The sequence below is a fragment of the Allobosea sp. RIT-PG3_2 genome (assembly GCF_057321085.1).
In genome coordinates, this window is sequence record NZ_JBXWCA010000004.1 from 340788 (window position 1) to 362245 (window position 21458).

Genomic DNA, 21458 nt, shown 5'->3' on the forward strand with positions numbered 1-21458 from the left:
GCGCTACGGCGCCGCCTCGTAAACGAAGAGCGTCGACTTGTCGTCATCCGGCATGAAGTAGGCGCGCACGCCCTGACCGGCGGGCTCGACCCAGAACGGATTCTGCGTCATCGGCAACCCGGATGGCGACCAGAGCTCGATCGGGAGCTGGTAGACCGGTCGGTTGTCGCGCAAATCGACGATCTCGAACCCGCCAAGCCGGAAGACCGGGGCATCCGGTGCTGTCCGGTAGGTGTTGAGGCCGGCGCAGAGCATCCTGCTGCGACCGAGGAAGTGGCAATCCTGATAGTCGATATAGAGCGCGGGGTTGGGCACGCGCAGCTGCTCCGGCGGCGTTCCGGCATTGGTCACCTTGTCCTCGGTGTCGAGCGGCCATTTGTAGAAGCGACGCGAGCCCCAGCTGACGCCGTGCAGCGATTTGTCGTCGGTGTTGTGGACGATGCCGCCGATATGGTCCTTGAAGCGGAACACCTCGGTGGCCTTCATCGTCGCCGGGTCGACCTTGTAGATGATCGACTGGCTATTGGGCCGGTACTCGGCGACGGGCACCCAGATATGCTGGCCGTCGAAGTCGATTCCGCCGGGGTGGTAGATCGAGCCCTCGCCAAGCGTGAGATCGGCCAGAAGGCGGCCTTCGGCATCGACCTTGAAGAGATGGCCCACGCCTTCGCCGGTGTCGCGGTCATAGCCGCCCTGCGGAGTCGGGAAGCGCGTCGTCGGCTTGCGGATGTCGACGGAGGAGACGAAGAAGGCGTCGCCGATCTTGACCATGCCCTGCGGGTGGAAGGTCGGGAACTGCAGGGTTATCGCCGCCTTCTGCTGCCATGGCGTCGCGCGAGTCAGCTTCGGGATCGCGTCGTTGAGTGCGGGATCGGCGGCCAGAGCGGAGCCCCAGGACATGAGGGCGGCGGCGAGCAGCCCGGCGGCAAGGCGCGTCTTCATCGGGGTTCTCCCAGGTTGTGACGACGCCCTGTCGGCGTTCTCTCCGATTATAACGCTTTACCTGATCGATGGCGCTTCCGTCTGACGCTGCGGATCATTTTCCAGCAGGATCGGCTTGCCGTGCGGCGTCGCCTCGGCGGCGCGGGCCCAGGAGGCAGCGAGCGCATCGACGCCGTCATGCGAGGCGAGGCCCTTCTCGATCAGCAGATGCTCCAGCGCCTCGCACCAGCGCTCGTAATAATCCGAGCCGTCGCGGCAGCCGCCGGCAGCGAGCGCCTCGCGGATTTCGGCACCGAGAGCCTGCGCCCATTCATCGGCGGTGAAGACGCCCCTGTTCTGGAGCGCGACGACAAGAGCGAAGGCCTGGGCCTGCCAGGGCTCGGCGAAGATCGGACCCTCGGCATCGCGCGGGATCGGCGTATCGGCGGCCAATGCCTGCGCCAGATCGGTCTCAGGCCGGCTCAAGATAGCTCTCCCAGGCCTCGATGCTGACGGTGGAGGTGGGATCGGCGTCGCGGCCCCAGAGTGCGCGGCCGTCGAAGACGACGGTGTAGAGCCACTGCGCCGTCTCGGGTTGCCCTTGGGCGCCCGTATCCGGGAAGACATGGCAGCCGGTGACGCGCTCGATCAGGCCTTCCTTGCCGCGGGCATAGCGCGGCAGGCGGGTGTGGTGCTGCGGGTGCATCACGATGGTGCGGACCTTGTCGCCGACGGCGAAACGCGCAGGTGCCTTGGGTTCGCGCTCATAGGGGAAGCCGCGGCGGAGCACGCCAGCGACCTCCTCGCCCTTGAGCACGCGCTTCGGCTCGCGGCGCTCTGGCGCAGGCTTGCCGGAGGCGAGCTCTTTGGCTGTGAGGAAGCCGTGCTTGACCAGCACCTTGTCGAGCGCGGCGAGCCAGATCTCGTAATAGGTCGAGGAGAGATACTGCGCCGGCGGCAGGCTCTCGCGGGCGTGGCGGATCTCGTCGATCGACCAGGCGCCCATGGCGCCGGCCGCGACGTTGATCGCAAGGACGCGCTTTTCCCAGTCGCCGTGGAAGACCGGCTCGTTCGGCTCCGGCACGACAGGGCCGAAGGCCATCTGGCCGCCGAGGTCATGGGCGCTGTTCATGCTGTGCCCTCCGCCGCATCCTCCAGGTGGGGCAGGCCAGTGCCGATCATCGAATCGCGGCTGACGATGCTCGCCAGCTTTTCCTCGCTCCAGCCCTCGGTGCCGGCCGGGCGCATGGGGATGACGATGAAGCGGGTTTCGGCGGTCGAATCCCAGACGCGGATGCGCTGGTTCTCCGGCAACGTCACGCCGAAATCGGCGATGGTGCCGCGCGGGTCGATCACTGCCTTGGCGCGATAGGGCGGGGATTTGTACCAGACCGGCGGCAGCCCCAGCACCGGCCAAGGATAGCAGGAGCAGAGGGTGCAGACGATCAGGTTGTGCTGCTCGGGGGTGTTGAAGCAGGCGACGATGTGCTCGCCGCCGCGCCCGCCATAGCCGAGTTCGGCGGCCGCCGCCGTGCCATCAGCCTTGAGGCGATCGGCATAGGCCAGGTCCGTCCAGGCCCTGGCGACGATGCGGGCCCCGTCGCGCGGGCCGACCTTGGTCTCGTAGGTCTCGATGATGGCGTCGAGCGCGGCGGGATCGACATAGCCCTTCTCGACCATCAGCGTCTCCAACGCCTTCACCCGCGCCTCGATGGCGGTGAAGTGGTTGTCGTGGCTGTGGTCGTGATCATGGTGGTGTCCGCTCATGGCGACCTCCTCTCAGGCGATCCGGATGCGGGCGGCTTGCTCGTAGCGCACGGCGAAGGCGACGAGCGACCGGTCGGAGCCCTTCGGGCCTATCAGCGACAGGCCGAGCGGGGCACCCTCGCGCTGCGCTACGGGGATGGTGACCTGCGGAAAGCCTGAAAGGCCGGAGAGACAGAGCAGCCGCAGCGCCCGGTTGCGGAAATCCTCAAGCTCCGACTCCTTCGCACCGATCAGCGGCGCGACGTCCGGCATGGTCGGCAGGATCAGCACGCCGTCCTGCGCCAGCAGCCGCGAGAGCTTGGCGCGGAAGGTCTTGCGAGTGGCCTCGCCCCTGGCATATTCGGCGTCGGTCACCGCCTTCGAGAAGGCGAAGCGCTCCTTCACGCCCGGCCCGAGCGGCGGGGCGAAGCGCTCGATCATGGCGCCGTCGGCGATCCAGGCCTCGCGGCCCTGGATCCAGCGGAAGGCCCAGTAGAGCGGGTCGAGGTCGCGGACGAGCTTGACGCCCTCGGGCTGGCCGAGCGCGGGAATCGCCCGCTGCACGACGTTGCGCAGGATCGTCTCCGCTTCAGGCACCGCCTGGGCGAACATGTCGTCGGCGAGCAGCAGGCGCGGGGCTTCCGGCAGTTCGGTCCGGTCCAGGCCAAGCAGCACGTTGGCGACGCGGGCGAAAACGTCACCGTCACGGGCGAACCAGCCGGGCGTGTCGAGGCTTTCAGCCAGCGGCCAGCTTCGCTTCAGCGAGAGCCGGCCATGAGTGGGGCGGATGCCGAAGAGGCCGCCATAGCTCGCCGGCGCACGCACCGAGCCGCCGGTGTCCGAGCCCAGCCCGACATCGGCGAGGCGCCCCGCCACGGCCGCCATCGAGCCGCAGGAGGAGCCGCCGGTGATGCGCTCCGGCGCGGCCGGATTGATCGGCGAACCGAAATGCGCGTTCTGGCCGTTGAGCGAGAAGGCGAGCTCGTCCGTATGGGTCTTGCCGACGAAGCGGGCGCCGGCCTGGAGCAGGTCTTTCACGATCGGCGCGGTCTTCGTCTTGATGCCGGATTGCGCCAGCACGAGCGGCGAGCCGGCCCCGGTCGGATAGCCCTTGACGTCGAAGAGATCCTTCACCGCCAGAGTCAGCCCGGCGAGGGGCCCGGCGACGGCATGCTTCACCGGCGCGTCGGGATAAGGGACGAAACAGCGGAACGGATCGTCGAAAGTCATCTGGCGTCAGATCCCCCTGGAATCGCCGTCGGAGCGCGGATCATGCACCGCCTCGACATGGCCCTTGGCGTGCTTCACCAGCATGCCGGCATGGCCGAAGCCTTCTGAATAGGCCTGGCCGGTCTCGGTGATCGGATGGCCGGCCGCGTCGAGCCGCTCCAGCAGCGACGATTCGAAGCGGCTCTCGAATTTGAGGCTGGTCGAGCTGGCGCCCCAGGTCTTGCCGAAGAGCCAGCGCGGCGCGTCCACAGCCGTGGCGAGGTTCTGGCCGGCGCGGTAGCGCGTCAGGATCTGCGCCTGGAACTGCGGCTGGCCGTCGCCGCCCATCGAGCCATAGGGCAGGATGCGCCCGTCGGCGAAGCCGGCAAGGGCGGGGTTCAACGTGTGGAAGGGCTTGCGGCCGGGCGCCAGCGGATTGGCCGCCTTCTTGTCCAGCGAGAAGGAGACGCCGCGGTTCTGCCAATGGATGCCGGTGCGCGGCAGGACGCAGCCGGAGCCGTACTCCCAATAGATCGACTGGATGTAGGAGACGGCGAGGCCGTTGGCGTCGATGGCGCCCATCCAGACCGTATCGCCGTCGCCATTGCGCAGCGGCAGTTTCGCCGCCCGCTTCCTGTCGATGGCGGCCGCCTCGCGCGCCAGAGCGGCGTCGCTCAGGAAATCGGCTGGGGGATGATCGAGCTGGGTCGGGTCGGTGACGTAGCGGTCGCGGATGGCGAAGGCGCGCTTCGTCGCCTCGATCAGCCCGTGATGATGCTCGAAGCTGTCGAGCTTCACCGGGCCGAGCCGCTCGAAGATGCCGAGGATGAGCAGGGAGGCCAGTCCCTGCGTCGGCGGCGGCAGGTTGTAGACCATGAGGCCGGGCAGCTTCAGCGCCAGTGGCGCGACGCTCCGGGCGCGGTAGCGATCGAGATCGGCGCGGGCGATCGGTGCACCGATGCGCGCGAGATCGGCGGCGATCTCATGGCCGACATCGCCGCGGTAGAAATCGTCGAGGCCGGCATCGGCCAACTGCTGCAGCATCGCGGCCAGGGTCTCCGGTTTGCGGCGGGCGCCGGGCTTCGGCGGCGCGCCGTCGATCCAGAAGGCGGGCAAGAAGCCGGGCGCGGCCTTCAGCGCGTCCAGCTCGTTGGGCTGGTTGCCGAGTTCGGAGCCGGAGATCTCATAGCCCTCGCGGCCATGGCCGATGGCATCGAGGAGCAGGTCGCGCAGGGGCAGGCGCCCGCCCAGCGAGCGGGAAAGGTCGAGCGCGAGCTGCCAGCCGCCGATGGCTCCGGCGACCGTGAGAGCCGCTTCCGGCCCCCGCGAGGGGATGACGTCGTAGTCACGGCGGCGATAATGCTCGATCGTGGCGAGGGAGCCCGCCGGGCCGCAGGCCTCGATGCCGTGCATCCGGCCGCCGGGCTCATGGACCAGCCAGAAACCGTCGCCGCCGATGCCGTTCATATGCGGGTAGACCACGGCGATCGTGGCGGCCATCGCGACCATGGCCTCGATGGCGTTGCCGCCTTCGGTCAAAATGGCGCGCCCGGCCTCCGAGGCGAGGCGGTGAGGCGCGGCGACCGCGGCCGAAGCGAAGACTGGCGTTTCGAGCATCAGGGCTTTTCAATCTCCGAAGCCATGCCCATCTGGTCGGCTGGCGCGATTTTGTTGCATGGCGCGGCAAGCTCCGCTAGGTGCGTGCAGCGCATGACCGCTTGAGGTGCTCGCGCTCGAAGGAAGGACAGCATGGCCGGACGGCACACGAACTGGCGCAACCTGGTCATGGTGACCTCGTTCGGGATCCTGATCGCCGTCGAATTGTTCGGCGTGGCCCTGGCGGCCGGCTGGGCGCTGGCAGGCCTGTTCGATCTCGGCACCATCTTCGAATACATCATGATGGCGATCTTCTCGGTCTTCGCGGCCTATGGGATGCTCAATCTGATGCGCCGCATGCTCAAGATCGAGCATCTGACGGACGTCGACTGAGCTTGCGTCATGCTCGGGCTTGACCCGAGCATCTCGGAAACCAGCTTCTTCTCGTCCTGAGATTCTCGGGTCTGCGCTTCGCTTCGCCCGAGAATGACGGCCTCTACTCGCAGAGCTTCAGCGTGACCGGGTCAGCGTCCGCCGGCAGGTAATCGCCCATCGGGCGGCACTGGCCGGCGATGCAGATGCGCCAGTCGGCCGTGGCGCCTGAGCGGCGCATCACCACCTCCTTGAGCGGCGGCAAAGCCGGATGCCAGCGCCAGAAACCGTGGATCAGGCGGGCGCCCTCCGGCGGGTCCATGCCGGCACCCGAGCCTTCGATGCGCGCTTCCGCGAGTTCGAGACCGGCCGGTGTCTCGCGCCAGACCTCTTCCCACAGCGTCTTCTGCACCGAATGGCGCCAGCCGAGCGTGATCTCGCCGCGTCCGAGCACGACCACGAGCGCGCCGGCCGCGAGGCACAGGCTCATGCGGCGGCGGTCTCGGCCTTGCGCGCCGCGAACCAGTGCCGCAGCACGATGGCAGCTCCCAGCGCATAGCCGAGCGGGTCGCTATAGCTGAACTCGCCGAACAGCAGCACCGCCGCGCCGAAGGACAGCACCCGCTCGATCAGGCTCAGCCGCCCGAACAGGTAGCCGATCGCGACCATGCCGAAGAGCCCGATGGCGACCGTCGCCTTGAAGGTGGCGTAGACGACCGCAGGCCAGAAACCGATCACGGCCGCCATCGGGTCTCCGTTCTGCAGCATCAGCGCCGGCGAATAGACGGCGATGAAGGGGATGACGTAGCCCGCGAGCGCGACGCGCATCGCCTCCCAGCCGATCTTGTCGGGGTTCTCCTTGGCGATCGGCGCGGCGGCCAGCGCAGCCAGCGCCACCGGCGGCGAGAGATCGGCCATGATGCCGTAGTAGAAGGCGAACATGTGGCTGACAATCAGCGGCACGCCGAGCTTTTCCAGCGCGGGAGCCGCGAGCGCCGCGACGATGATGTAGGTCGGGATCGTCGGGATGCCGGTGCCGAGCAGGATCGACAGGATCATGGTCAGGATCAGCGCGAGGAACAGGCTGTGCTGGCCGAGCCCGATGATCCAGGCGCCGAAGGTGGTGCCGATGCCGGTCTGCGTCATCAGGCCGATGATGGTGCCGACGATGGCGCAGGCGATGCCGACCGGCAAAGCGGTCTTGGCGCTGTCGGCGAGCGCGTCGCGGCTGATCGCCAGCGTCGCGCGTCCGCCGAGGGTGAAGGCGTTCAGCAGGATCAGCACCGCGATCAGCCCGGCGACGATGCGGATGTCCATGCCGTCGCGGAAGAGCGCGGCGGCGATCAGCCCGAGTCCGACCCAGAAGATGATGCGCAGCGTCTGCGTGCTGAAGCCGGCGGTGATGCCGGCGCCGAGGAGCAGGCCGACCGTCAGCGCCAGGCCCATCGTGCCGGCGAAGAGCGGCGTGAAGCCGTGGAACAGCATGAAAATCAGCACGGCGAGCGGCAAGGCGAGATACCAGCGCTCGCGCAGGGCCTTGAGCGGGCTCGGCAGCAGCGCGCGCTCGATGCCCCTGAGGCCATACTTGCCGGCTTCGAGATGCACCATCCAGAACGCCGAGGCGAAATAGAGCACGGCGGGGATCGCCGCCGCCTTGACGATCTCGGCATAGGGGACGCCAAGCGTCTCGGCCATGATGAAGGCGACGGCTCCCATCACCGGCGGCATGATCTGGCCGCCCATCGAGGCTGTGGCCTCCACGCCGGCGGCGAAGGCGCGCCGGTAGCCGAACTTGATCATCAGCGGAATGGTGAACTGGCCGACGGTGACGACATTGGCGACGCCGGAGCCGGAGATCATGCCCATCAGGCCCGACGAGAACACCGCCACCTTGGCGGGACCGCCGCGCGTGCCGCCGAAGATGCCGAGCGAGACATCGTTGAAGAGATGGATCATGCCGGCCTTCTCGAGGAAGGAGCCGAAGACGATGAAGAGGAAGATATAGGTCGCGGAGACGTAGATCGGCGTGCCGTAGAAGCCCTCGGTGCCGAAGGAGAGGTGGCCGATGATCTGGTCAAAGCCGTAGCCGCGATGGTTGAACGGCGCCGGCAGATACTGGCCGAAGAACCAGTAGAGCAGGCAGACGCCGCACATGATCGGCAGGGCGTTGCCCATCAGCCGGCGCGCCGCCTCGAAGATCAGGATGATCAGCAGCGTGCCGACGACGAGGTCCAGCGTCGAGGGATCGCCGTCGCGCAGGATCAGGTCGGCGTAGAAGATCCACTGATAGAGGCCGATGCCGAAGCCGACGATGCCGAGCGCCCAGCCGAGCAGCCGGCCGGGCGTGTCCTTCGCCCGGAAATTGGCGACGAGGCCGAAGGAGAGCAGCAGCAGGAAGCCGACATGGACGCCGCGCGCCGCCTGGCTCGGCAGGAAATTCCAGGCCGAGATCGCGATCTGGAAGGCGGCGAAGGCGAGGGCGAGGCCGTAAGCAAGCAGCCCCCAGCCGCCCGGGCCGAAGCCGGGCGGGAAGCCATGCTCGAAATTGTCGAGATCGGGATGCTCGATCGGGACCGGGGTGGCGCCGGAGAGGGCTTCCAACTGGTCGGTATCGGCGGTGGCCATGTTCGAAGTCCTGGCGGTGTCATTGTGTCATCCCGCACGCGCTGCGGCACGTCAGTGCCGCGGCGCAGATGCGGGATCGTCTTTGAGACGAGGTGCCTTCCGGTCACACGGTCCCGTTTCCGCGCGGCAGCGTTGCACGCTGCTGCGCGCACGGGATGACGCGTCTTACGAACCGACCTTCAGGCCCTTTTCCTTGAGATAGCGGGCTGCGCCGGGGTGGAGCGGGATCGGCATGCCGTCCAGCGCCTTCTCCAGCTTGATGTCCTTGCCGGCCGAGTGCGAGGCGGCGAGATCGCCCAGATTCTCGAAGACGTTCTTCGTCAGCTGGTAGACCAGCTCTTCCTTCACGCCCTCATGGGTGACGAGGTAGTTGACCACGGCGGCCGTGTTCACGTCGCTGGTCTGGCCGGTATAGGTGTTGGCCGGGATCGGGGCGCTGATGAAGGGCGGGCCGGCCTTGTCTATGACCGCCTTCGGCACCTCGACGACGTTGATCTCGACCGAGGTCGCGAGGTCGCGCAGCGACGCGACGCCGAGGCCGGCCGATTGCAGGGTGGCGTCGAGCTGGCGGTTCTTCATCAGCTCCACCGATTCGGCGAAGGGCAGATATTCGATCTTGCCGAGATCCTTGTAGGTGATGCCGGCGGCGGCGAGGATGGCGCGGGCATTGAGCTCGGTGCCCGATTTCGGCGCGCCGACCGAGAGGCGCTTGCCCTTGAGGTCCGCCAGCGTCTTGATGCCGCTCTCCTTCGAGGCGACGATCTGGACGAAATTCGGATAGATTGCGGTGATGCCGCGCAGCTTCTTCAGCGGCGTCTTGAAGCCGGCTTCCTCATCGCCCTTCCACGCGGCGTCGAGCGAATCGCCCAGCGTGAAGGCGATCTCGCCACGGCCCTGCTGGAGCAGCACGAGGTTCTCGACCGAGGCCTTGGTCGCCTGGACGGTCGGCCGGACGTTCTGGATCTTCTCGCCGTAGATCTTAGAGAGCGCGACGCCCATCGGATAATACACGCCCGAGGTGCCGCCGGTCAGGATGTTGATGAATTCCTGGGCGCTTGCGGCGACCGGGGCGGCAGCGAGCGCGACGGCGGCAGCAAGGCCGGCGAGGTGCCGGCCGCGAAACAGCATTCTCATGATGACTCCCTAGATGCGTTCCGGCTCATGCGGCCGGTTGTCGCATTTTTAGAGCATGCTGCCAGGGAAAGGGAAAGCGTTCGGGCAACCCGAGCTTTCCGTCTTTAGCCCAACGGCCGGACTGGTTTCGCCATGATTGGCTGACTATCTCTGGCCTCGCGCGGTTGCCCTTGCCCCTGGGACAGGCTAGCCGGGCATTGGAACCGAGAGAGATCAGGATCGACATGCAGGACCGCGCCGGGCAGGGCAGCAGCCAGAGGTTTCGCCTCGATCGACGGACTCTTCTCGCCGGCGCGAGCGCGACAGCGACGCTGGCCGCGCTTGGTTTCTCGCCGGAGGCGCTGGCGCAGCAGGGGCTGAAGCTCGGGCAGGCACAGGATTTCACCTTCGAGGCACTGAAGGCGCGGGCAAAGCAGATGGCCGCGCAGCCCTATGAGGCGCCGCCGAGCCCGCGCCCGGACGTGCTCCAGCGGATCGATTATGATGCGCACGGCAAGATCAGGTTCAAGCCCGAGATGGCGCTGTGGGCGAACGGCCCGTCGCCCTGGCCGGTGACCTTCTTCCATCTCGGCCGCTACTTCCAGAAGCCGGTGCGCATGCATGTCGTCGAGGGCGGCAAAGCGCGCGAGATCGTCTACGACGAAAGCTATTTCGAGATGCCGGCCGACTCGCCGGCGCGTGAATTGCCGACCGGCGCCGGATTTGCCGGCTTCCGCTTCCAGGAAAGCCGCAGCGGCCATCCCGGGCGCAAGGGCGAGACGCTGGACTGGAAGAAGAACGACTGGGTCGCCTTCCTCGGCGCCTCATATTTCCGGGCGATCGGCGAGCTCTACCAGTATGGGCTCTCGGCGCGGGGGCTCGCCATCGATCCGGCAGTCGGTGGCAGGAACGAGGAGTTCCCCGACTTCACCCATATCTGGCTGGAAACGCCGCAGGACGGCGCCGAATATGTCGTGGTTTATGCGCTGCTCTCGGGGCCGAGCGTGGCCGGCGCCTATCGCTTCCGCATGCATCGCGGCAAGGGCGTCACAATGGAGATCGAGGTCGCGCTGAACCTGCGCAAGGATGTCGAGCGCCTCGGCATCTCCCCCCTGACCTCGATGTACTGGTATTCCGAGACGGCGAAGAGCACCGCCGTCGACTGGCGCCCGGAGGTGCATGATTCCGACGGGCTCGCGCTCTGGACCGGTTCCGGCGAGCGCGCCTGGCGACCGCTCAACAACCCCTCGCGCACGACGGCCTCGGCCTTCGTCGACAATAATCCGCGCGGTTTCGGCCTGATGCAGCGCGATCGCGAAGTCGGCCACTACCTCGACGGTGTGTTCTACGAGCGCCGCCCCAGCCTCTGGGTCGAGACGCAAGGGGAATGGGGCAGGGGCGCGGTCCAGCTCATCGAGATTCCGACCGACGACGAGATCCACGACAATATCGTCGCGATGTGGGTGCCGGAGGCTCCTGCCAGGACCGGGAGCGCCTATAATTACCGCTACAAGCTGCACTGGATGGCGGACGAGCCGTTCCCGACCACGCTCGGCCGGGTCGTGGCGACGCGCCTGGGCAATGGCGGCCAGCCCGGCACGACGCGCCCCAAGGGCGTACGCAAATTCATGGTCGAGTTCCTGGGACCGGCGCTGGAAAGCATTCCCTTCGGCGTGAAGCCCGAGGTGGTGCTCTCGGCCTCGCGCGGCTCGTTCTCCTACATCTTCGCCGAGGCCGTGCCGGACGATGTCCCCGGCCACTGGCGCGCCCAGTTCGACCTCACCGTCGAGGGCAACGACCCGGTCGAGATGCGCTGCTATCTCAAGGCGGGCGATACGGTGCTCACCGAGACCTGGCTTTATCAGTACCTGCCGTTCTGAGGAACGCCAGCTTCGAGCAGGCGATAGACATGCGCCCCGGCGATCGCGATTCCGAGAACGCCGAGTTCGCTTGCGACACCCGCTAAGGCGAGCAGGTAGATATAGGCGTCGCCGTCGACGGCATCCAAGACGTCCGTCATGGTGATCATGATCGCGAAGATGCACGCCATCGTCGCGGCCACCGGCAAGACGACGATGGCCAGGAGCTGCCATGTCAGCCCACCCGTTCTCGCGATGGACTGGGCGAGGCTGAGATCCTGCCTGCCGAGCGCCAGGGCGCTGAATGCCAGCGTCGTCCTCAGCAGGACCCAGGCCAACGCTATCGCGAAAACCAACTTCGCAGCCATGATGACCGAAGATGCCGGAACGTCGCTTGAAATCGCCAGCATGGCCGAGAGCGCCACGACGTTATAGGCGCCGTACCGCAAAGCCGCGAATGAAGGCCGGCCGATCCGGAAATCCACGTTCCGTCCCAGGATGACCTCCCGTACTGCAAGGACGCAGAGCGGCAGCCAGAGGATCGTCGACGAGACGTTCAGAAGCCACGATGTCGCGAAGCTTTCGAGCGATGGCACGTCTTGCCCCGCCCGTTCCACCAGCACGAGCCGATGGTGGATCGGGATCGTGCATATCGTCACGACCAGAACCATCAAGGGATGGCGCAGCAGAAAGCGCCCGAGATCGCGCAAGGTCGCGCCCGCGACCGCAAGCACCGGCAACGTCATGATAAGCCCCCCGGCCAACTAGAACAGATAGAGTACAAAATCTTGCTTGATGCAAGCGTTTTCGCTGTGATGTCGTAGCAGCCGGGCAGACCGCCATTGCGCGGCGGCGAATGTAATATTATAGCAGTGCATATGCCGTCGCAGAGTCACAATCACTCGCATGCCGTTGCGATCGAGCCCGGTTTCTCGCTGCTGCGGCTTTCCGCGCCGGCGCGGGTTGGTTTCGCCGCGCTCATCGTCGCCGTGCTGTGGCTGGCGACGCTGGCCGTCATCCTCTGATCGAGTTGCGTTCGATGTCCGCCATCCGCCTGACAGATCTGACGCTGGGGTATGACCGTCACCCGGCGGTGCATCACCTTTCGGGCGAGATCGAAACCGGCAGCCTCACCGCCATCGTCGGGCCGAACGGGGCCGGCAAATCGACGCTGCTCAAAGGCATCGCGGGCGCGCTCGCGCCGCTGTCCGGCGGCATCGCGCTCGCCAAGGGCAAGCGCCTCGCCTATCTGCCGCAATCGGCCGATCTCGACCGCTCCTTCCCGATCCATGTCTACGACCTCGTCGCCATGGGGCTGTGGAACCGCGCCGGCATCTTCGGGCGCATCGGCGCCGGGGCGGCTCAGAAGATCGACGATGCCATCGCGGCGGTGGGTCTGACCGGCTTCGAGCGCCGGCCGATCGGCACGCTGTCGGGCGGCCAGATGCAGCGCGCGCTGTTCGCACGCCTGCTGCTGCAGGATGCCGACGTCATCCTGCTCGACGAACCCTTCACCGCCATCGATGCGCGCACCACCGCCGATCTGCTCGATCTGGTGAGGCGCTGGCATGGCGAGAACCGCACGGTCGTGGCGGTGCTGCACGATATCGAGACGGTGCGGCAGGCCTTTCCGCGGACCTTGTTGCTGGCGCGCGAGGCCGTCGCCTGGGGCGAGACCGGCGCGGTGCTGACGGCGGAGAACCTGCTGAGGGCGCGGCGCATGGTCGAATCCTTCGACAGCCACGCCGCACCCTGCCAGCGCGACGCGGCGTAGCGACCGGCTTCATCGATTTCCGCAACCCGCGCCGTCATTCCGGGCGCAGCGAAGCGGAGACCCGGAATCCATCATAGAGCGCCTCGCCCTTCGATGGATTCCGGATCGGCGCGGCTCCGCCGCTTGTCCGGAATGACGAGAATTGGTTGTCTGCGTTGCTCTACGATCTCCTCATCGGCCCCTTCGCCGAATTCGACTTCATGCGCCGCGCCCTCGTTGGCGTCGTGGCGCTGTCGGTCTCGGGCGCGCCGATCGGCGTCTTCCTGATGCTCCGGCGGATGAGCCTGACCGGCGATGCGATGGCGCATGCCATCCTGCCCGGCGCGGCGCTGGGTTATCTCGTCGCGGGGTTCTCGCTGCCGGCGATGACGATCGGCGGTCTTGCGGCCGGTTTCGCCGTGGCGCTGGCGGCCGGCGCGGTGGCGCGGGCGACGGTGCTCAAGGAGGACGCCTCGCTCGCGGCGTTCTACCTGATCTCGCTGGCGCTCGGCGTCACCATCGTCTCGCTGCGCGGCTCGGCCATCGACCTGCTGCATGTGCTGTTCGGCAATGTGCTGGCGCTCGACGACCAGGTGCTGATCCTGCTCGCCAGCGTCGCCACGATCTCTCTGTTGACGCTCGCGGCGCTCTACCGGCCGCTGGTGCTGGAATGCGTCGATCCCGGCTTCCTGCGCTCGGTCAGCCGCTCCGGCGGTATCGTACACCTGACCTTCCTCGCCCTTGTCGTGCTCAACCTCGTCGCGGGCTTCCATGCGCTGGGCACATTGCTGGCCGTCGGGATGATGATGCTGCCGGCCGCCGCTGCGCGTTTCTGGACGGCGGATATCACCAGGCTGCTGCTGCTCGCCGCCGGTTTCGGCATGGTTTCCGGCTATGTCGGTCTCGTCCTGTCTTATGCGGCGGGCTCCAGCCTGCCGGCCGGTCCCTCCGTCATCCTGGCGGCGGGGGCGATCTATCTCGGCTCGCTCCTGTTCGGATCGCAGGACGGACTTGCGCGCCGCCTCTTGCCTCGCGCCCATCTCCAGAGATAGAAACGTTATATCGTTTCATTTGCGGAGACCTCCGATGCCTAACCGTCGCGCCCTCATCGCCGGGCTTGTCGTGGGGCTGACCGCAGCCGCCGCGCCCTTTGGCGCCTTCGCGCAGGAGAAGCTGCCGGTGGTGGCGAGCTTCTCGATCCTCGGTGACTTCGTCCGGCAGATCGGCGGCGATCGTGTCAGCGTGACGACTCTCGTCGGGCCCGACGGCGATGCCCATGTCTATTCGCCGACGCCGGGCGATGCCAAGGCGATGGCGGGCGCCAAGCTCGTCGTGGTCAACGGGCTGCATTTCGAGGGCTGGCTGCCGCGCCTCGTCAAATCCTCGGGCACTAAGGCCACGCTCTTCGAAGCGACCAAGGGCATCACGCCGCTCGAGGCGGATGACGACCATGACGACAAGGGCAAGGGCGGTCCGGCGCATGCGCATGGCCATGACGATCCGCATGCCTGGCAGAACATCGCCAATGCAAAGCTCTATGTCGCCAATATCCGCGATGCGCTGAGCGCGGCCGATCCGGCGGGCAAGGCGGATTACGAGGCCAACGCCACGGCCTATCTGGCCGCGCTCAATACGCTGGAAGGCGAGGTGAAGGCAGCTATCGCCCGCATCCCGGCCGACCGGCGCAAGGCGATCACCACGCATGATGCCTTCGGCTATTTCGTCAAGGCCTACGGCATCGCCTTCATCGCGCCGCAGGGCGTCTCGACCGAAGCCGAGGCCTCGGCCAGGGATGTCGCCCGCATCATCCGGCAGGTAAAGGGGCAGAAGATCCCGGCCGTCTTCCTCGAAAACGTCACCAATCCCCGCCTCGTCGAGCAGATCGCGCGGGAAAGCGGGGCCAAGGTCGGCGGCCGGCTCTATTCGGATGCGCTGTCCGACGCGTCCGGCCCGGCGGGGACTTACATCCGGATGATGAAGCACAATATAAGCGAGATCGAGAAGGCGCTGACCGCCGGCCCGGCTTGACCGGGCGGCGCCGTCGCTAGCGTCGCAGCCATTCAGGTCAAGCCATGTCCGAGAAAATCCCCGTCACGGTGCTCACCGGCTATCTGGGCGCCGGCAAGACCACGCTCCTCAACCGCATCCTGACCGAGGACCACGGCAAGAAGTTCGCCGTCATCGTCAACGAGTTCGGCGAGGCCGGCATCGATGGCGACCTGATCGTCGGTGCCGACGAGGAAATCTTCGAGATGAACAACGGCTGCATCTGCTGCACCGTGCGCGGCGATTTGATCCGCATTCTCGACGGGCTGATGAAGCGCAAGGGCAAGTTCGACGCGATCATCGTCGAGACCACCGGTCTCGCCGATCCCGCGCCGGTCGCCCAGACCTTCTTCGTCGACCAGGATGTCGGCGACGCGACCCGGCTCGACGCCGTCGTCACCGTGACCGACGCGAAGTGGCTGAAAGACCGGCTGAAGGACGCGCCGGAGGCCAAGAACCAGATCGCCTTCGCCGACGTCATCATCCTCAACAAGACCGATCTCGTCTCGGCCGAGGAACTGGCAGAGGTCGAGGCGCAAATCCGCAAGATCAACCCCTATGCCAAGCTGCACAAGGCCGAGCGTTGCGACGTGGCGATCGACCAACTGCTCGACCGCAACGCCTTCGATCTCGACCGCATTCTCGACATCGAGCCTGACTTCCTCGAATCCGGCCATCACCATCATCATGCCGAGGATATCCGCTCGATCTCGCTGACCGTGCCGGGCGAGGTCGATCCCGAGAAGTTCATGCCGTGGATCAATGACCTCACCCAGATCCAGGGACCGAACATCCTGCGCTCCAAGGGCATCCTCGCCTTCAAGGACGAACCGCGCCGCTTCGTCTTCCAGGGCGTGCACATGATCCTCGACGGCGATCTCCAGCGCGACTGGAAGGATGGCGAGAAGCGCGAGAGCCGCCTCGTCTTCATCGGGCGCGGTCTCAACGAGAATGAGTTGCGCAAGGGGTTTGAAGCCTGCGCGGCTTGAGGCCTCAATTCTCGCCGTCGTCATCCCGGACCAGCAGCGAAGCTGCGCCGATCCGGGATCCATGCCTGAGCCTTCATCGGAAGCGCTGGGGCATGGATCCCGGGTTTCCCTTCGGTCACCCGGGATGACGCAGTGGTTTTCACGGATAACGAGCTGCGCTAGACCGGCCGCATGAGCACCATCGCCCAAACCGTCTCGCTGCGCGAGCATGTCACGCCCATCGCGGCCGAGACCCATGTCGTCGCCATCCGCTGGTTGAAGCAGGGCCTTGCCTTCGCGCTCGCCGACGGGCGCGTGCTGCGCTGGCGCGACGGCACGACGGACAGCGTCGAGGCGCATGCCGGCGGTATCCTGTCGGCGACGGGCGATGGCGAGCGGCTCATCACCGGCGGCGATGACGGGCGCGTCGTCGCAACCCGCATCGAAGGCGAGCCGGAAGAGCTGGCGAAGGACCCGAAGCGGCGCTGGATCGATGCGATCACGCTCTCGGCCTCCGGCAATCTCGCCTGGAACACTGGCAAGAGCGTGCATGCCCGCGACGAGAAGGGCCGCGTGCGCACATTGGAAGCGGCGAGCACGCCGCAGGGCCTCGTCTTCGCGCCGAAGGGCTATCGCCTCGCCATCGCCCAGATGAACGGTGTCTCGCTCTGGTATCCCAACACCGAGGCGAAGCCGGAATTCCTGGAATGGAAGGGTTCGCATCTCGATGTCGCCTGGTCCCCGGACGGGCGCTTCGTCGTCAGCTCGATGCAGGAGAATGCGCTGCATGGCTGGAAGCTCGGCGACAAGCCCGGGCATATGCGGATGACCGGCTATCCGGCCAAGCCGCGTTCGCTCTCCTGGTCGCATGACGGGCTCTGGCTCGCCTCCAGCGGCGCGGACGGCGCGATCGTCTGGCCGTTCCAGGGCGACGGGCCGCAGGGCAAGGCGCCGCGCGAATGCGGCGTGCGCCATGCGCGCGTCACCCGCGTCGCCTTCCACCCCGGCGCGCTGGTGCTGGCGATCGGCTATGACGACGGCTGCATCCTGCTGGTGCGACTGACCGATGGCTCCGAGTTGCTGGTGCGGCCGGCCGAGCGCGGCAGCGGCATCAGCGCCTTCGCCTGGGACAAAGGCGGCAAGCGTCTCGCCTTCGGCGCCGAGGATGGCGCGGCGGGCGTGCTCGTGTTGCCGAGCTGAGACCCGTGCGCTTCGGTCTCTTCGGCAAGCCCGATACCCGCAAGGGCGGCGAAGCGAAGGCCGAAGCGAAGGCTGTGGCCGAGCGCTTGAAGGTACAGGTCAGAGAGATGCTCGGCCTGGCCGAGGCGACCGCGATCGCCGTCAACGAGATCATCTGCGCCGATCCTGCCTGCCCCGGCAGCGAGACGGTGATCCTGGTGATGAAGCCCGGTGAGAAGACCCGGGCTTACAAGCTGCAGATGGCCATGGCCGAGGTGACGGCGGAGGCGCTGGTCGAGGCGCTTCGTCATGCTCGGGCTTGACCCGAGCATCTCGGAAACAGGCACCTTCTCGTCATGAGATGCTCGGGTCGAGCCCGAGCATGACGTGCCTTATCAGGGCTTCAAGCCGTTCGGGATGGCCGGCGCTTCGGCCTTCAGCACGATGCCGACGCGGCGGTTATAGGGCAGGTAGGGATTGTCCTTGATCAGCGGCTCGGTGTCGCCCTTGCCGGTGACGGACGAGAAGCGCTCGCTCGGCATGCCGGCATTGGCGAGGATTTCGCGGACTGCATTGGCGCGGCCGATCGAGAGCCCCCAGAGATCGCCCTCGGGCACCGCACCCGGCCGCGGCGTCGCGCTGTGGCCGGAGATCGCGATCTTGTTCGGCATGCGCCGCAGCGTCGGGGCGACGGCGGCCAGGACCTTGCGCATGCGCTCGTTGGGCTGAGCGGAGCCCTCGGCGAACATGGCGCGGCCCTCCTGATCGACGAGCTGGATATCGACGCCGGCCTCGGTGACCTCGACGAGGACGTTGCGCGAGATCTCGGCGATCTCCGGCATGTCGCGCAGCGCCTGCCTGAGCGAGGCGGCGGCCAGCGCGAAGCCGCGGTCGAAGGTCGCCGACATCAAGCCGTCGTCCTTCTGGTTGTGCTGGCTGGGCCCGGGCGTGTCCGTCGCGTCCTCGAGAGGGCGGATATGGGCGTTCTTGATATGGCTCTTGGTCGGGATGCCGTCGCGCTCGACGATGCCGGCGAGGCGAACGTCGCTCTGCGTGCCGAAAGCCTCGCGCATCGAGCCGGCGACGATCTGGAGCTTCTGCTTGTCCTGGCTCGAATAGGCGGCGACCATGACGAAGAACGCCATGAGCAGCGCCATCAGGTCGGCGAAGGTCACGAACCAGCCGTGGCCGCCGTGGCCGCCGCGTTTCTTCTTCGCCATGGCCTAGAGCCCTGTCACGCCGCTGCCGCCATCTCTGCGCGATGGTGGTCGGGCAGATAGGCCAGCAGCATCTCGCGCACCAGCGTCGGGCTCTTGGCGTCGCGCATCTGCAGCACGCCGTCGATGATCAGCGTGCGGGAGATCTCCTCCTCCTCAAGCTTGATGTGCAGCTTGTCGGCGATCGGCAGCGTGAACATGTTGGCGACCATGGCGCCGTAGAGCGTCGCCAGCAGCGCCGTCGCCATGGCCGGGCCGAGCTTGGAGGGGTCGGACATGTTGGCGAACATCGTGACCATGCCGAGAATCGTGCCGATCATGCCCCAGGCCGGCGCACAGTCGCCGATGGCGCGGTAGACCTTGGAACCTTCGTCGAGCCGCTGCAGGAAGTTGTCGCGGTCGCGCTCCATCGTGTCGCGAATGAAGTCCTTGTCGTAGCCGTCGGCGATGTAGCGCAGCCCCTGGGCGAGGAACGGGTCGGAGACCTCGACGTTCTCGAGCGCGACCGGGCCGCTCTTGCGGGCGATCTCGGCGACGCGCGTGATCTCGTCGATCAGTTCGCGCGGATGGATCGAACGCATGGTGAAGGCGAAGCGGACGCCCATCGGCAGGCCGTGCGCGATCACCGAAAAGGGAAAGCGCAGCATGGTGGCCGCACTGGCGCCGCCGAAGATGATGATCGCGGCGTGCTTGTCCCAATAGGCAGCGAAATTACCGCCATCGATCATGATCAGCGCGACGATTGTCGCGATGCCGCCCAGAATGCCTGCGCCGGTGGCGAGATCCATAACAGCACCCTGATGCGCGCGATGCTCCGGGATCGCGAGCCGGGGCTTTTCGCAGTGCGGAAACCATAAGATGTGTGGTTTGAACGAAGCGTTAAGGTTGAGACGCTTGCCCCGGCGAAACGCTCCGTTAAGAATCGGCCGATGTCGCTCTTCACGCTCTATGCCCGTGTCCTCGGCGAACTCGGCCCGGAAAGACGGCTGGGCATCGTCCTGGCGCTGGCCAACGTCCTGCTGGCGGCGGTCGCCTTCGCCGAGCCGATGCTGTTCGGCGCGCTGATCGACCGGCTGACCACGATCCAGACGTCGGGCGGCTCACTGACCTGGAGCAGCATCAACCTGCTGATCTTCGCCTGGGCCTGCTTCGGCCTCGCCAACATCGGTGTCGGGGTCTTCGTCGCACTCAATGCCGACAAGCTCGCCCATCGCAGCCGGCTTGCCGTGATGGCGCGCTATTTCGAGCACGCGCTGACGCTGCCGCTCGCCTATCACACGCAGACCCATTCCGGCCGCGTGCTCAAGGTGATGCTCGACGGCACGAGCGCGATGTGGGCGCTGTGGCTCTCCTTCTTCCGCGAGCACTGCGCCTCGATCGTCGCGCTGTTCGTGCTCTTGCCCTTCACGGTCTGGAAGAACTGGCAGCTCGGCCTGCTGCTGATCTGCCTCGTGCTGCTGTTCGGCTCGCTGACCGCCTTCGTGCTGCGCAAGACCGACCAACTCCAGCGCAATGTCGAGGCCTATCATTCGAACCTCGCCGAACGTGCCTCCGATGCGCTCGGCAACGTGCCGGTGATCCAGAGCTTCACTCGCATCGAGGCGGAAGTGCGGGGGTTGCGCAGCACCATCAGCAGCCTGCTGGAGGCGCAGCTGCCGGTTTTGTCCTGGTGGGCGATGGCGACGGTCGCGACGCGGGCCTCGGCGACGCTGACAGTGCTCGCGATCTTCGTCGTCGGCACCTGGCTGCTGATGCATGGCCAGACGACCGTCGGCGAGATCGTCACCTTCATGGGCTTCGCCACCATGCTGGTCGGGCGTCTCGAGCAGATCGTCGCCTTCGTGAACTTCATCTTCATGCAGGCGCCGAAGATGCGGGAGTTCTTCGAGGTGCTCGACACGCCGCCGACCGTGCGCGACCTGCCGAGCGCCAAGGATCCCGGCCGGCTCCAGGGCGCCGTCTCCTTCGAGGACGTCTCCTTCTCCTATGATGGCAAGCGCGCGGCGGTCCGCGACGTCTCCTTCGCGGTCAGGCCCGGCGAGACGATCGCCGTCGTCGGCTCGACCGGCTCGGGCAAGTCGACCACGCTTGGCCTGCTGCACCGGGCCTTCGACCCGCAATCGGGGCGGATCACGGTCGATGGTCTGGATATCCGCGAGATCTCCCTGCTGTCGCTCCGGCGCAATATCGGCGTCGTCTTCCAGGAGCCGATGCTGTTCGCCCGTTCGATCCGCGAGAACCTGCTCGTGGGCAAGCCGGACGCCACCGACGCCGAGCTGATGCAGGCGCTCGACCGGGCGCAGGCGAGCGAGGTGATGGCCCGCCAGACGGATGGGCTCGACACGCTCGTCGGCGAGCGCGGCCGGACGCTGTCAGGCGGCGAGCGCCAACGGCTTTCGATCGCGCGCGCGCTCCTCAAGAACCCGCCGATCCTGATCCTCGACGAGGCCACCTCGGCGCTCGATGCCGCCACCGAGGTCAAGCTGCAGAAGGCGCTGGAGGAGGTGATGAAGGATCGCACCACCTTCGTCATCGCGCATCGCCTCGCCACGATCCGCAACGCCGATCGCATCCTCGTCTTCGAGCATGGGCAGGTCGAGGAGATGGGCACCTTCGACGAGCTCGTCGCCAAGGGCGGGCGCTTCGCGGCGCTGGCGCGGGCGCAGTATCTCGTCAGCGACAAGCCGGCCCCGCTCGCGGAAGGGGCGGCGAGCCCGCTGGCGCAGAAGATCCTGCCGGGTTGACGCTTCTGCCGGGCTGAACGCGAGAAATCGTTCGTCGAGGGCCCTGCGTCGATGTCAGGCGTTGCACCAGCGTCGCCTTTCCCGCTTATGTAGGTCACACCCTTTCCGCA

General features: G+C 66.8%; 22 protein-coding genes. 10 read left to right on the forward strand and 12 right to left on the reverse strand.

Going from position 1 to position 21458, the window contains the following annotated elements; genetic code table 11:
- Positions 1 to 3: 3 nt before the first annotated feature.
- Genes AC2FAN_RS14885 through AC2FAN_RS14910 form a run of 6 tightly spaced genes read right to left on the reverse strand, consistent with a single transcriptional unit; the run spans position 4 to position 5493 of the window.
- Complete coding sequence (locus tag AC2FAN_RS14885) at positions 4 to 942, reverse strand: DUF6454 family protein (protein ID WP_265050543.1); 939 nt, start codon at positions 940 to 942, stop codon at positions 4 to 6.
- A 57-nt stretch (positions 943 to 999) separates the two neighbouring features.
- Positions 1000 to 1407: a nitrile hydratase accessory protein gene (locus tag AC2FAN_RS14890; RefSeq protein ID WP_265050542.1), complete on the reverse strand. Its 408-nt coding sequence runs from the start codon at positions 1405 to 1407 to the stop codon at positions 1000 to 1002.
- Entirely contained in the window at positions 1394 to 2053 is a 660-nt protein-coding gene (gene nthB, locus AC2FAN_RS14895; protein WP_265050541.1) for a nitrile hydratase subunit beta, read from the reverse strand. Before nthB ends, AC2FAN_RS14890 begins: the two co-directional genes overlap by 14 nt.
- On the reverse strand, positions 2050 to 2688 hold the full coding sequence (nthA, locus tag AC2FAN_RS14900; protein WP_485175047.1) for a nitrile hydratase subunit alpha: 639 nt from the start codon (positions 2686 to 2688) through the stop codon (positions 2050 to 2052). Before nthA ends, nthB begins: the two co-directional genes overlap by 4 nt.
- Before the next feature lie 12 nt (positions 2689 to 2700).
- Complete coding sequence (locus AC2FAN_RS14905) at positions 2701 to 3897, reverse strand: amidase (protein ID WP_485175049.1); 1197 nt, start codon at positions 3895 to 3897, stop codon at positions 2701 to 2703.
- Between the two features lie 6 nt (positions 3898 to 3903).
- Complete coding sequence (locus tag AC2FAN_RS14910) at positions 3904 to 5493, reverse strand: gamma-glutamyltransferase family protein (RefSeq protein ID WP_485175051.1); 1590 nt, start codon at positions 5491 to 5493, stop codon at positions 3904 to 3906.
- A 132-nt stretch (positions 5494 to 5625) separates the two neighbouring features.
- Here AC2FAN_RS14910 and AC2FAN_RS14915 point away from each other — a divergent pair, with 132 nt between their 5' ends.
- Positions 5626 to 5865, forward strand: coding sequence for a hypothetical protein (locus AC2FAN_RS14915; protein ID WP_265050537.1), 240 nt, complete (start codon positions 5626 to 5628; stop codon positions 5863 to 5865).
- A gap of 103 nt (positions 5866 to 5968) precedes the next feature.
- Here the strand turns inward: AC2FAN_RS14915 and AC2FAN_RS14920 are convergent, their stop codons facing one another.
- From AC2FAN_RS14920 to AC2FAN_RS14930, 3 genes are all read right to left on the reverse strand, one after another.
- Complete coding sequence (locus tag AC2FAN_RS14920) at positions 5969 to 6334, reverse strand: DUF1850 domain-containing protein (RefSeq protein ID WP_485175053.1); 366 nt, start codon at positions 6332 to 6334, stop codon at positions 5969 to 5971.
- A complete protein-coding gene (locus AC2FAN_RS14925; RefSeq protein ID WP_485175055.1) occupies positions 6331 to 8469 on the reverse strand; it encodes a TRAP transporter permease in 2139 nt (712 codons plus the stop codon). The genes AC2FAN_RS14920 and AC2FAN_RS14925 overlap by 4 nt, the downstream gene beginning before the upstream one ends.
- Positions 8470 to 8634: 165 nt before the next feature.
- On the reverse strand, positions 8635 to 9603 hold the full coding sequence (locus AC2FAN_RS14930) for a TAXI family TRAP transporter solute-binding subunit (RefSeq protein WP_265050534.1): 969 nt from the start codon (positions 9601 to 9603) through the stop codon (positions 8635 to 8637).
- Positions 9604 to 9827: 224 nt separating this feature from the next.
- Between AC2FAN_RS14930 and AC2FAN_RS14935 the strand changes: the two genes are divergently transcribed.
- Complete coding sequence (locus AC2FAN_RS14935; RefSeq protein ID WP_485175057.1) at positions 9828 to 11462, forward strand: OpgD/OpgG family glucan biosynthesis protein; 1635 nt, start codon at positions 9828 to 9830, stop codon at positions 11460 to 11462.
- On the opposite strand, the gene AC2FAN_RS14940 is transcribed toward AC2FAN_RS14935, so the two are convergent.
- Positions 11444 to 12187 carry a hypothetical protein gene (locus tag AC2FAN_RS14940; RefSeq protein WP_485175060.1) on the reverse strand — a complete coding sequence of 248 codons (744 nt, stop codon included), beginning with the start codon at positions 12185 to 12187 and terminating at the stop codon, positions 11444 to 11446. The two genes, AC2FAN_RS14935 and AC2FAN_RS14940, sit on opposite strands and share 19 nt — an antisense overlap.
- Positions 12188 to 12319: 132 nt before the next feature.
- Between AC2FAN_RS14940 and AC2FAN_RS14945 the strand changes: the two genes are divergently transcribed.
- The 7 genes from AC2FAN_RS14945 to AC2FAN_RS14975 all read left to right on the forward strand — a co-directional run bounded on the left by AC2FAN_RS14945 (position 12320) and on the right by AC2FAN_RS14975 (position 17710).
- The gene (locus AC2FAN_RS14945) at positions 12320 to 12466 is read left to right on the forward strand and encodes a hypothetical protein (RefSeq protein ID WP_485175062.1); all 147 of its coding nucleotides are present in this window, start codon (positions 12320 to 12322) and stop codon (positions 12464 to 12466) included.
- Positions 12467 to 12480: 14 nt separating this feature from the next.
- A complete protein-coding gene (gene aztA / locus AC2FAN_RS14950; RefSeq protein WP_476806571.1) occupies positions 12481 to 13215 on the forward strand; it encodes a zinc ABC transporter ATP-binding protein AztA in 735 nt (244 codons plus the stop codon).
- 155 nt (positions 13216 to 13370) lie between these two features.
- Complete coding sequence (locus AC2FAN_RS14955; protein ID WP_265050529.1) at positions 13371 to 14246, forward strand: metal ABC transporter permease; 876 nt, start codon at positions 13371 to 13373, stop codon at positions 14244 to 14246.
- Positions 14247 to 14280: 34 nt separating this feature from the next.
- A complete protein-coding gene (locus tag AC2FAN_RS14960) occupies positions 14281 to 15222 on the forward strand; it encodes a metal ABC transporter substrate-binding protein (protein WP_485175064.1) in 942 nt (313 codons plus the stop codon).
- Between the two features lie 44 nt (positions 15223 to 15266).
- Positions 15267 to 16229 carry a CobW family GTP-binding protein gene (locus tag AC2FAN_RS14965; protein ID WP_265050527.1) on the forward strand — a complete coding sequence of 321 codons (963 nt, stop codon included), beginning with the start codon at positions 15267 to 15269 and terminating at the stop codon, positions 16227 to 16229.
- 171 nt (positions 16230 to 16400) lie between these two features.
- Positions 16401 to 17408 (forward strand): WD40 repeat domain-containing protein, encoded by a 1008-nt coding sequence (locus AC2FAN_RS14970; protein ID WP_485175066.1) that lies wholly within the window; start codon positions 16401 to 16403, stop codon positions 17406 to 17408.
- Between the two features lie 5 nt (positions 17409 to 17413).
- Positions 17414 to 17710: a hypothetical protein gene (locus AC2FAN_RS14975; protein ID WP_485175068.1), complete on the forward strand. Its 297-nt coding sequence runs from the start codon at positions 17414 to 17416 to the stop codon at positions 17708 to 17710.
- 72 nt (positions 17711 to 17782) lie between these two features.
- Here AC2FAN_RS14975 and AC2FAN_RS14980 read toward each other — a convergent pair whose 3' ends face one another.
- Both AC2FAN_RS14980 and AC2FAN_RS14985 read right to left on the reverse strand, forming a co-directional pair.
- Complete coding sequence (locus tag AC2FAN_RS14980) at positions 17783 to 18607, reverse strand: OmpA/MotB family protein (RefSeq protein ID WP_265050524.1); 825 nt, start codon at positions 18605 to 18607, stop codon at positions 17783 to 17785.
- 14 nt (positions 18608 to 18621) lie between these two features.
- Complete coding sequence (locus AC2FAN_RS14985; RefSeq protein ID WP_485175071.1) at positions 18622 to 19392, reverse strand: motility protein A; 771 nt, start codon at positions 19390 to 19392, stop codon at positions 18622 to 18624.
- 141 nt (positions 19393 to 19533) lie between these two features.
- On the opposite strand from AC2FAN_RS14985, the gene AC2FAN_RS14990 reads away from it, so the two are divergent.
- Positions 19534 to 21348: a glucan ABC transporter ATP-binding protein/ permease gene (locus AC2FAN_RS14990; RefSeq protein WP_485175073.1), complete on the forward strand. Its 1815-nt coding sequence runs from the start codon at positions 19534 to 19536 to the stop codon at positions 21346 to 21348.
- The last annotated feature ends 110 nt before the right edge of the window (positions 21349 to 21458 follow it).

Excerpts from the sequence above, each read along its gene's own strand:
- AC2FAN_RS14920 (WP_485175053.1), bottom strand. The coding sequence starts at position 6,334 with ATGAGCCTGTGCCTCGCGGCCGGCGCGCTCGTGGTCGTGCTCGGACGC.
- AC2FAN_RS14885 (WP_265050543.1), bottom strand. The coding sequence starts at position 942 with ATGAAGACGCGCCTTGCCGCCGGGCTGCTCGCCGCCGCCCTCATGTCC.
- AC2FAN_RS14930 (WP_265050534.1), bottom strand. The coding sequence starts at position 9,603 with ATGAGAATGCTGTTTCGCGGCCGGCACCTCGCCGGCCTTGCTGCCGCC.
- AC2FAN_RS14910 (WP_485175051.1), bottom strand. The coding sequence starts at position 5,493 with ATGCTCGAAACGCCAGTCTTCGCTTCGGCCGCGGTCGCCGCGCCTCAC.
- aztA (WP_476806571.1), top strand. The coding sequence starts at position 12,481 with ATGTCCGCCATCCGCCTGACAGATCTGACGCTGGGGTATGACCGTCAC.
- nthB (WP_265050541.1), bottom strand. The coding sequence starts at position 2,053 with ATGAACAGCGCCCATGACCTCGGCGGCCAGATGGCCTTCGGCCCTGTC.
- AC2FAN_RS14970 (WP_485175066.1), top strand. The coding sequence starts at position 16,401 with ATGAGCACCATCGCCCAAACCGTCTCGCTGCGCGAGCATGTCACGCCC.
- AC2FAN_RS14965 (WP_265050527.1), top strand. The coding sequence starts at position 15,267 with ATGTCCGAGAAAATCCCCGTCACGGTGCTCACCGGCTATCTGGGCGCC.
- nthA (WP_485175047.1), bottom strand. The coding sequence starts at position 2,688 with ATGAGCGGACACCACCATGATCACGACCACAGCCACGACAACCACTTC.
- AC2FAN_RS14990 (WP_485175073.1), top strand. The coding sequence starts at position 19,534 with ATGTCGCTCTTCACGCTCTATGCCCGTGTCCTCGGCGAACTCGGCCCG.
- AC2FAN_RS14935 (WP_485175057.1), top strand. The coding sequence starts at position 9,828 with ATGCAGGACCGCGCCGGGCAGGGCAGCAGCCAGAGGTTTCGCCTCGAT.
- AC2FAN_RS14905 (WP_485175049.1), bottom strand. The coding sequence starts at position 3,897 with ATGACTTTCGACGATCCGTTCCGCTGTTTCGTCCCTTATCCCGACGCG.
- AC2FAN_RS14945 (WP_485175062.1), top strand. The coding sequence starts at position 12,320 with ATGCCGTCGCAGAGTCACAATCACTCGCATGCCGTTGCGATCGAGCCC.
- AC2FAN_RS14915 (WP_265050537.1), top strand. The coding sequence starts at position 5,626 with ATGGCCGGACGGCACACGAACTGGCGCAACCTGGTCATGGTGACCTCG.
- AC2FAN_RS14980 (WP_265050524.1), bottom strand. The coding sequence starts at position 18,607 with ATGGCGAAGAAGAAACGCGGCGGCCACGGCGGCCACGGCTGGTTCGTG.
- AC2FAN_RS14925 (WP_485175055.1), bottom strand. The coding sequence starts at position 8,469 with ATGGCCACCGCCGATACCGACCAGTTGGAAGCCCTCTCCGGCGCCACC.
- AC2FAN_RS14985 (WP_485175071.1), bottom strand. The coding sequence starts at position 19,392 with ATGGATCTCGCCACCGGCGCAGGCATTCTGGGCGGCATCGCGACAATC.
- AC2FAN_RS14960 (WP_485175064.1), top strand. The coding sequence starts at position 14,281 with ATGCCTAACCGTCGCGCCCTCATCGCCGGGCTTGTCGTGGGGCTGACC.
- AC2FAN_RS14940 (WP_485175060.1), bottom strand. The coding sequence starts at position 12,187 with ATGACGTTGCCGGTGCTTGCGGTCGCGGGCGCGACCTTGCGCGATCTC.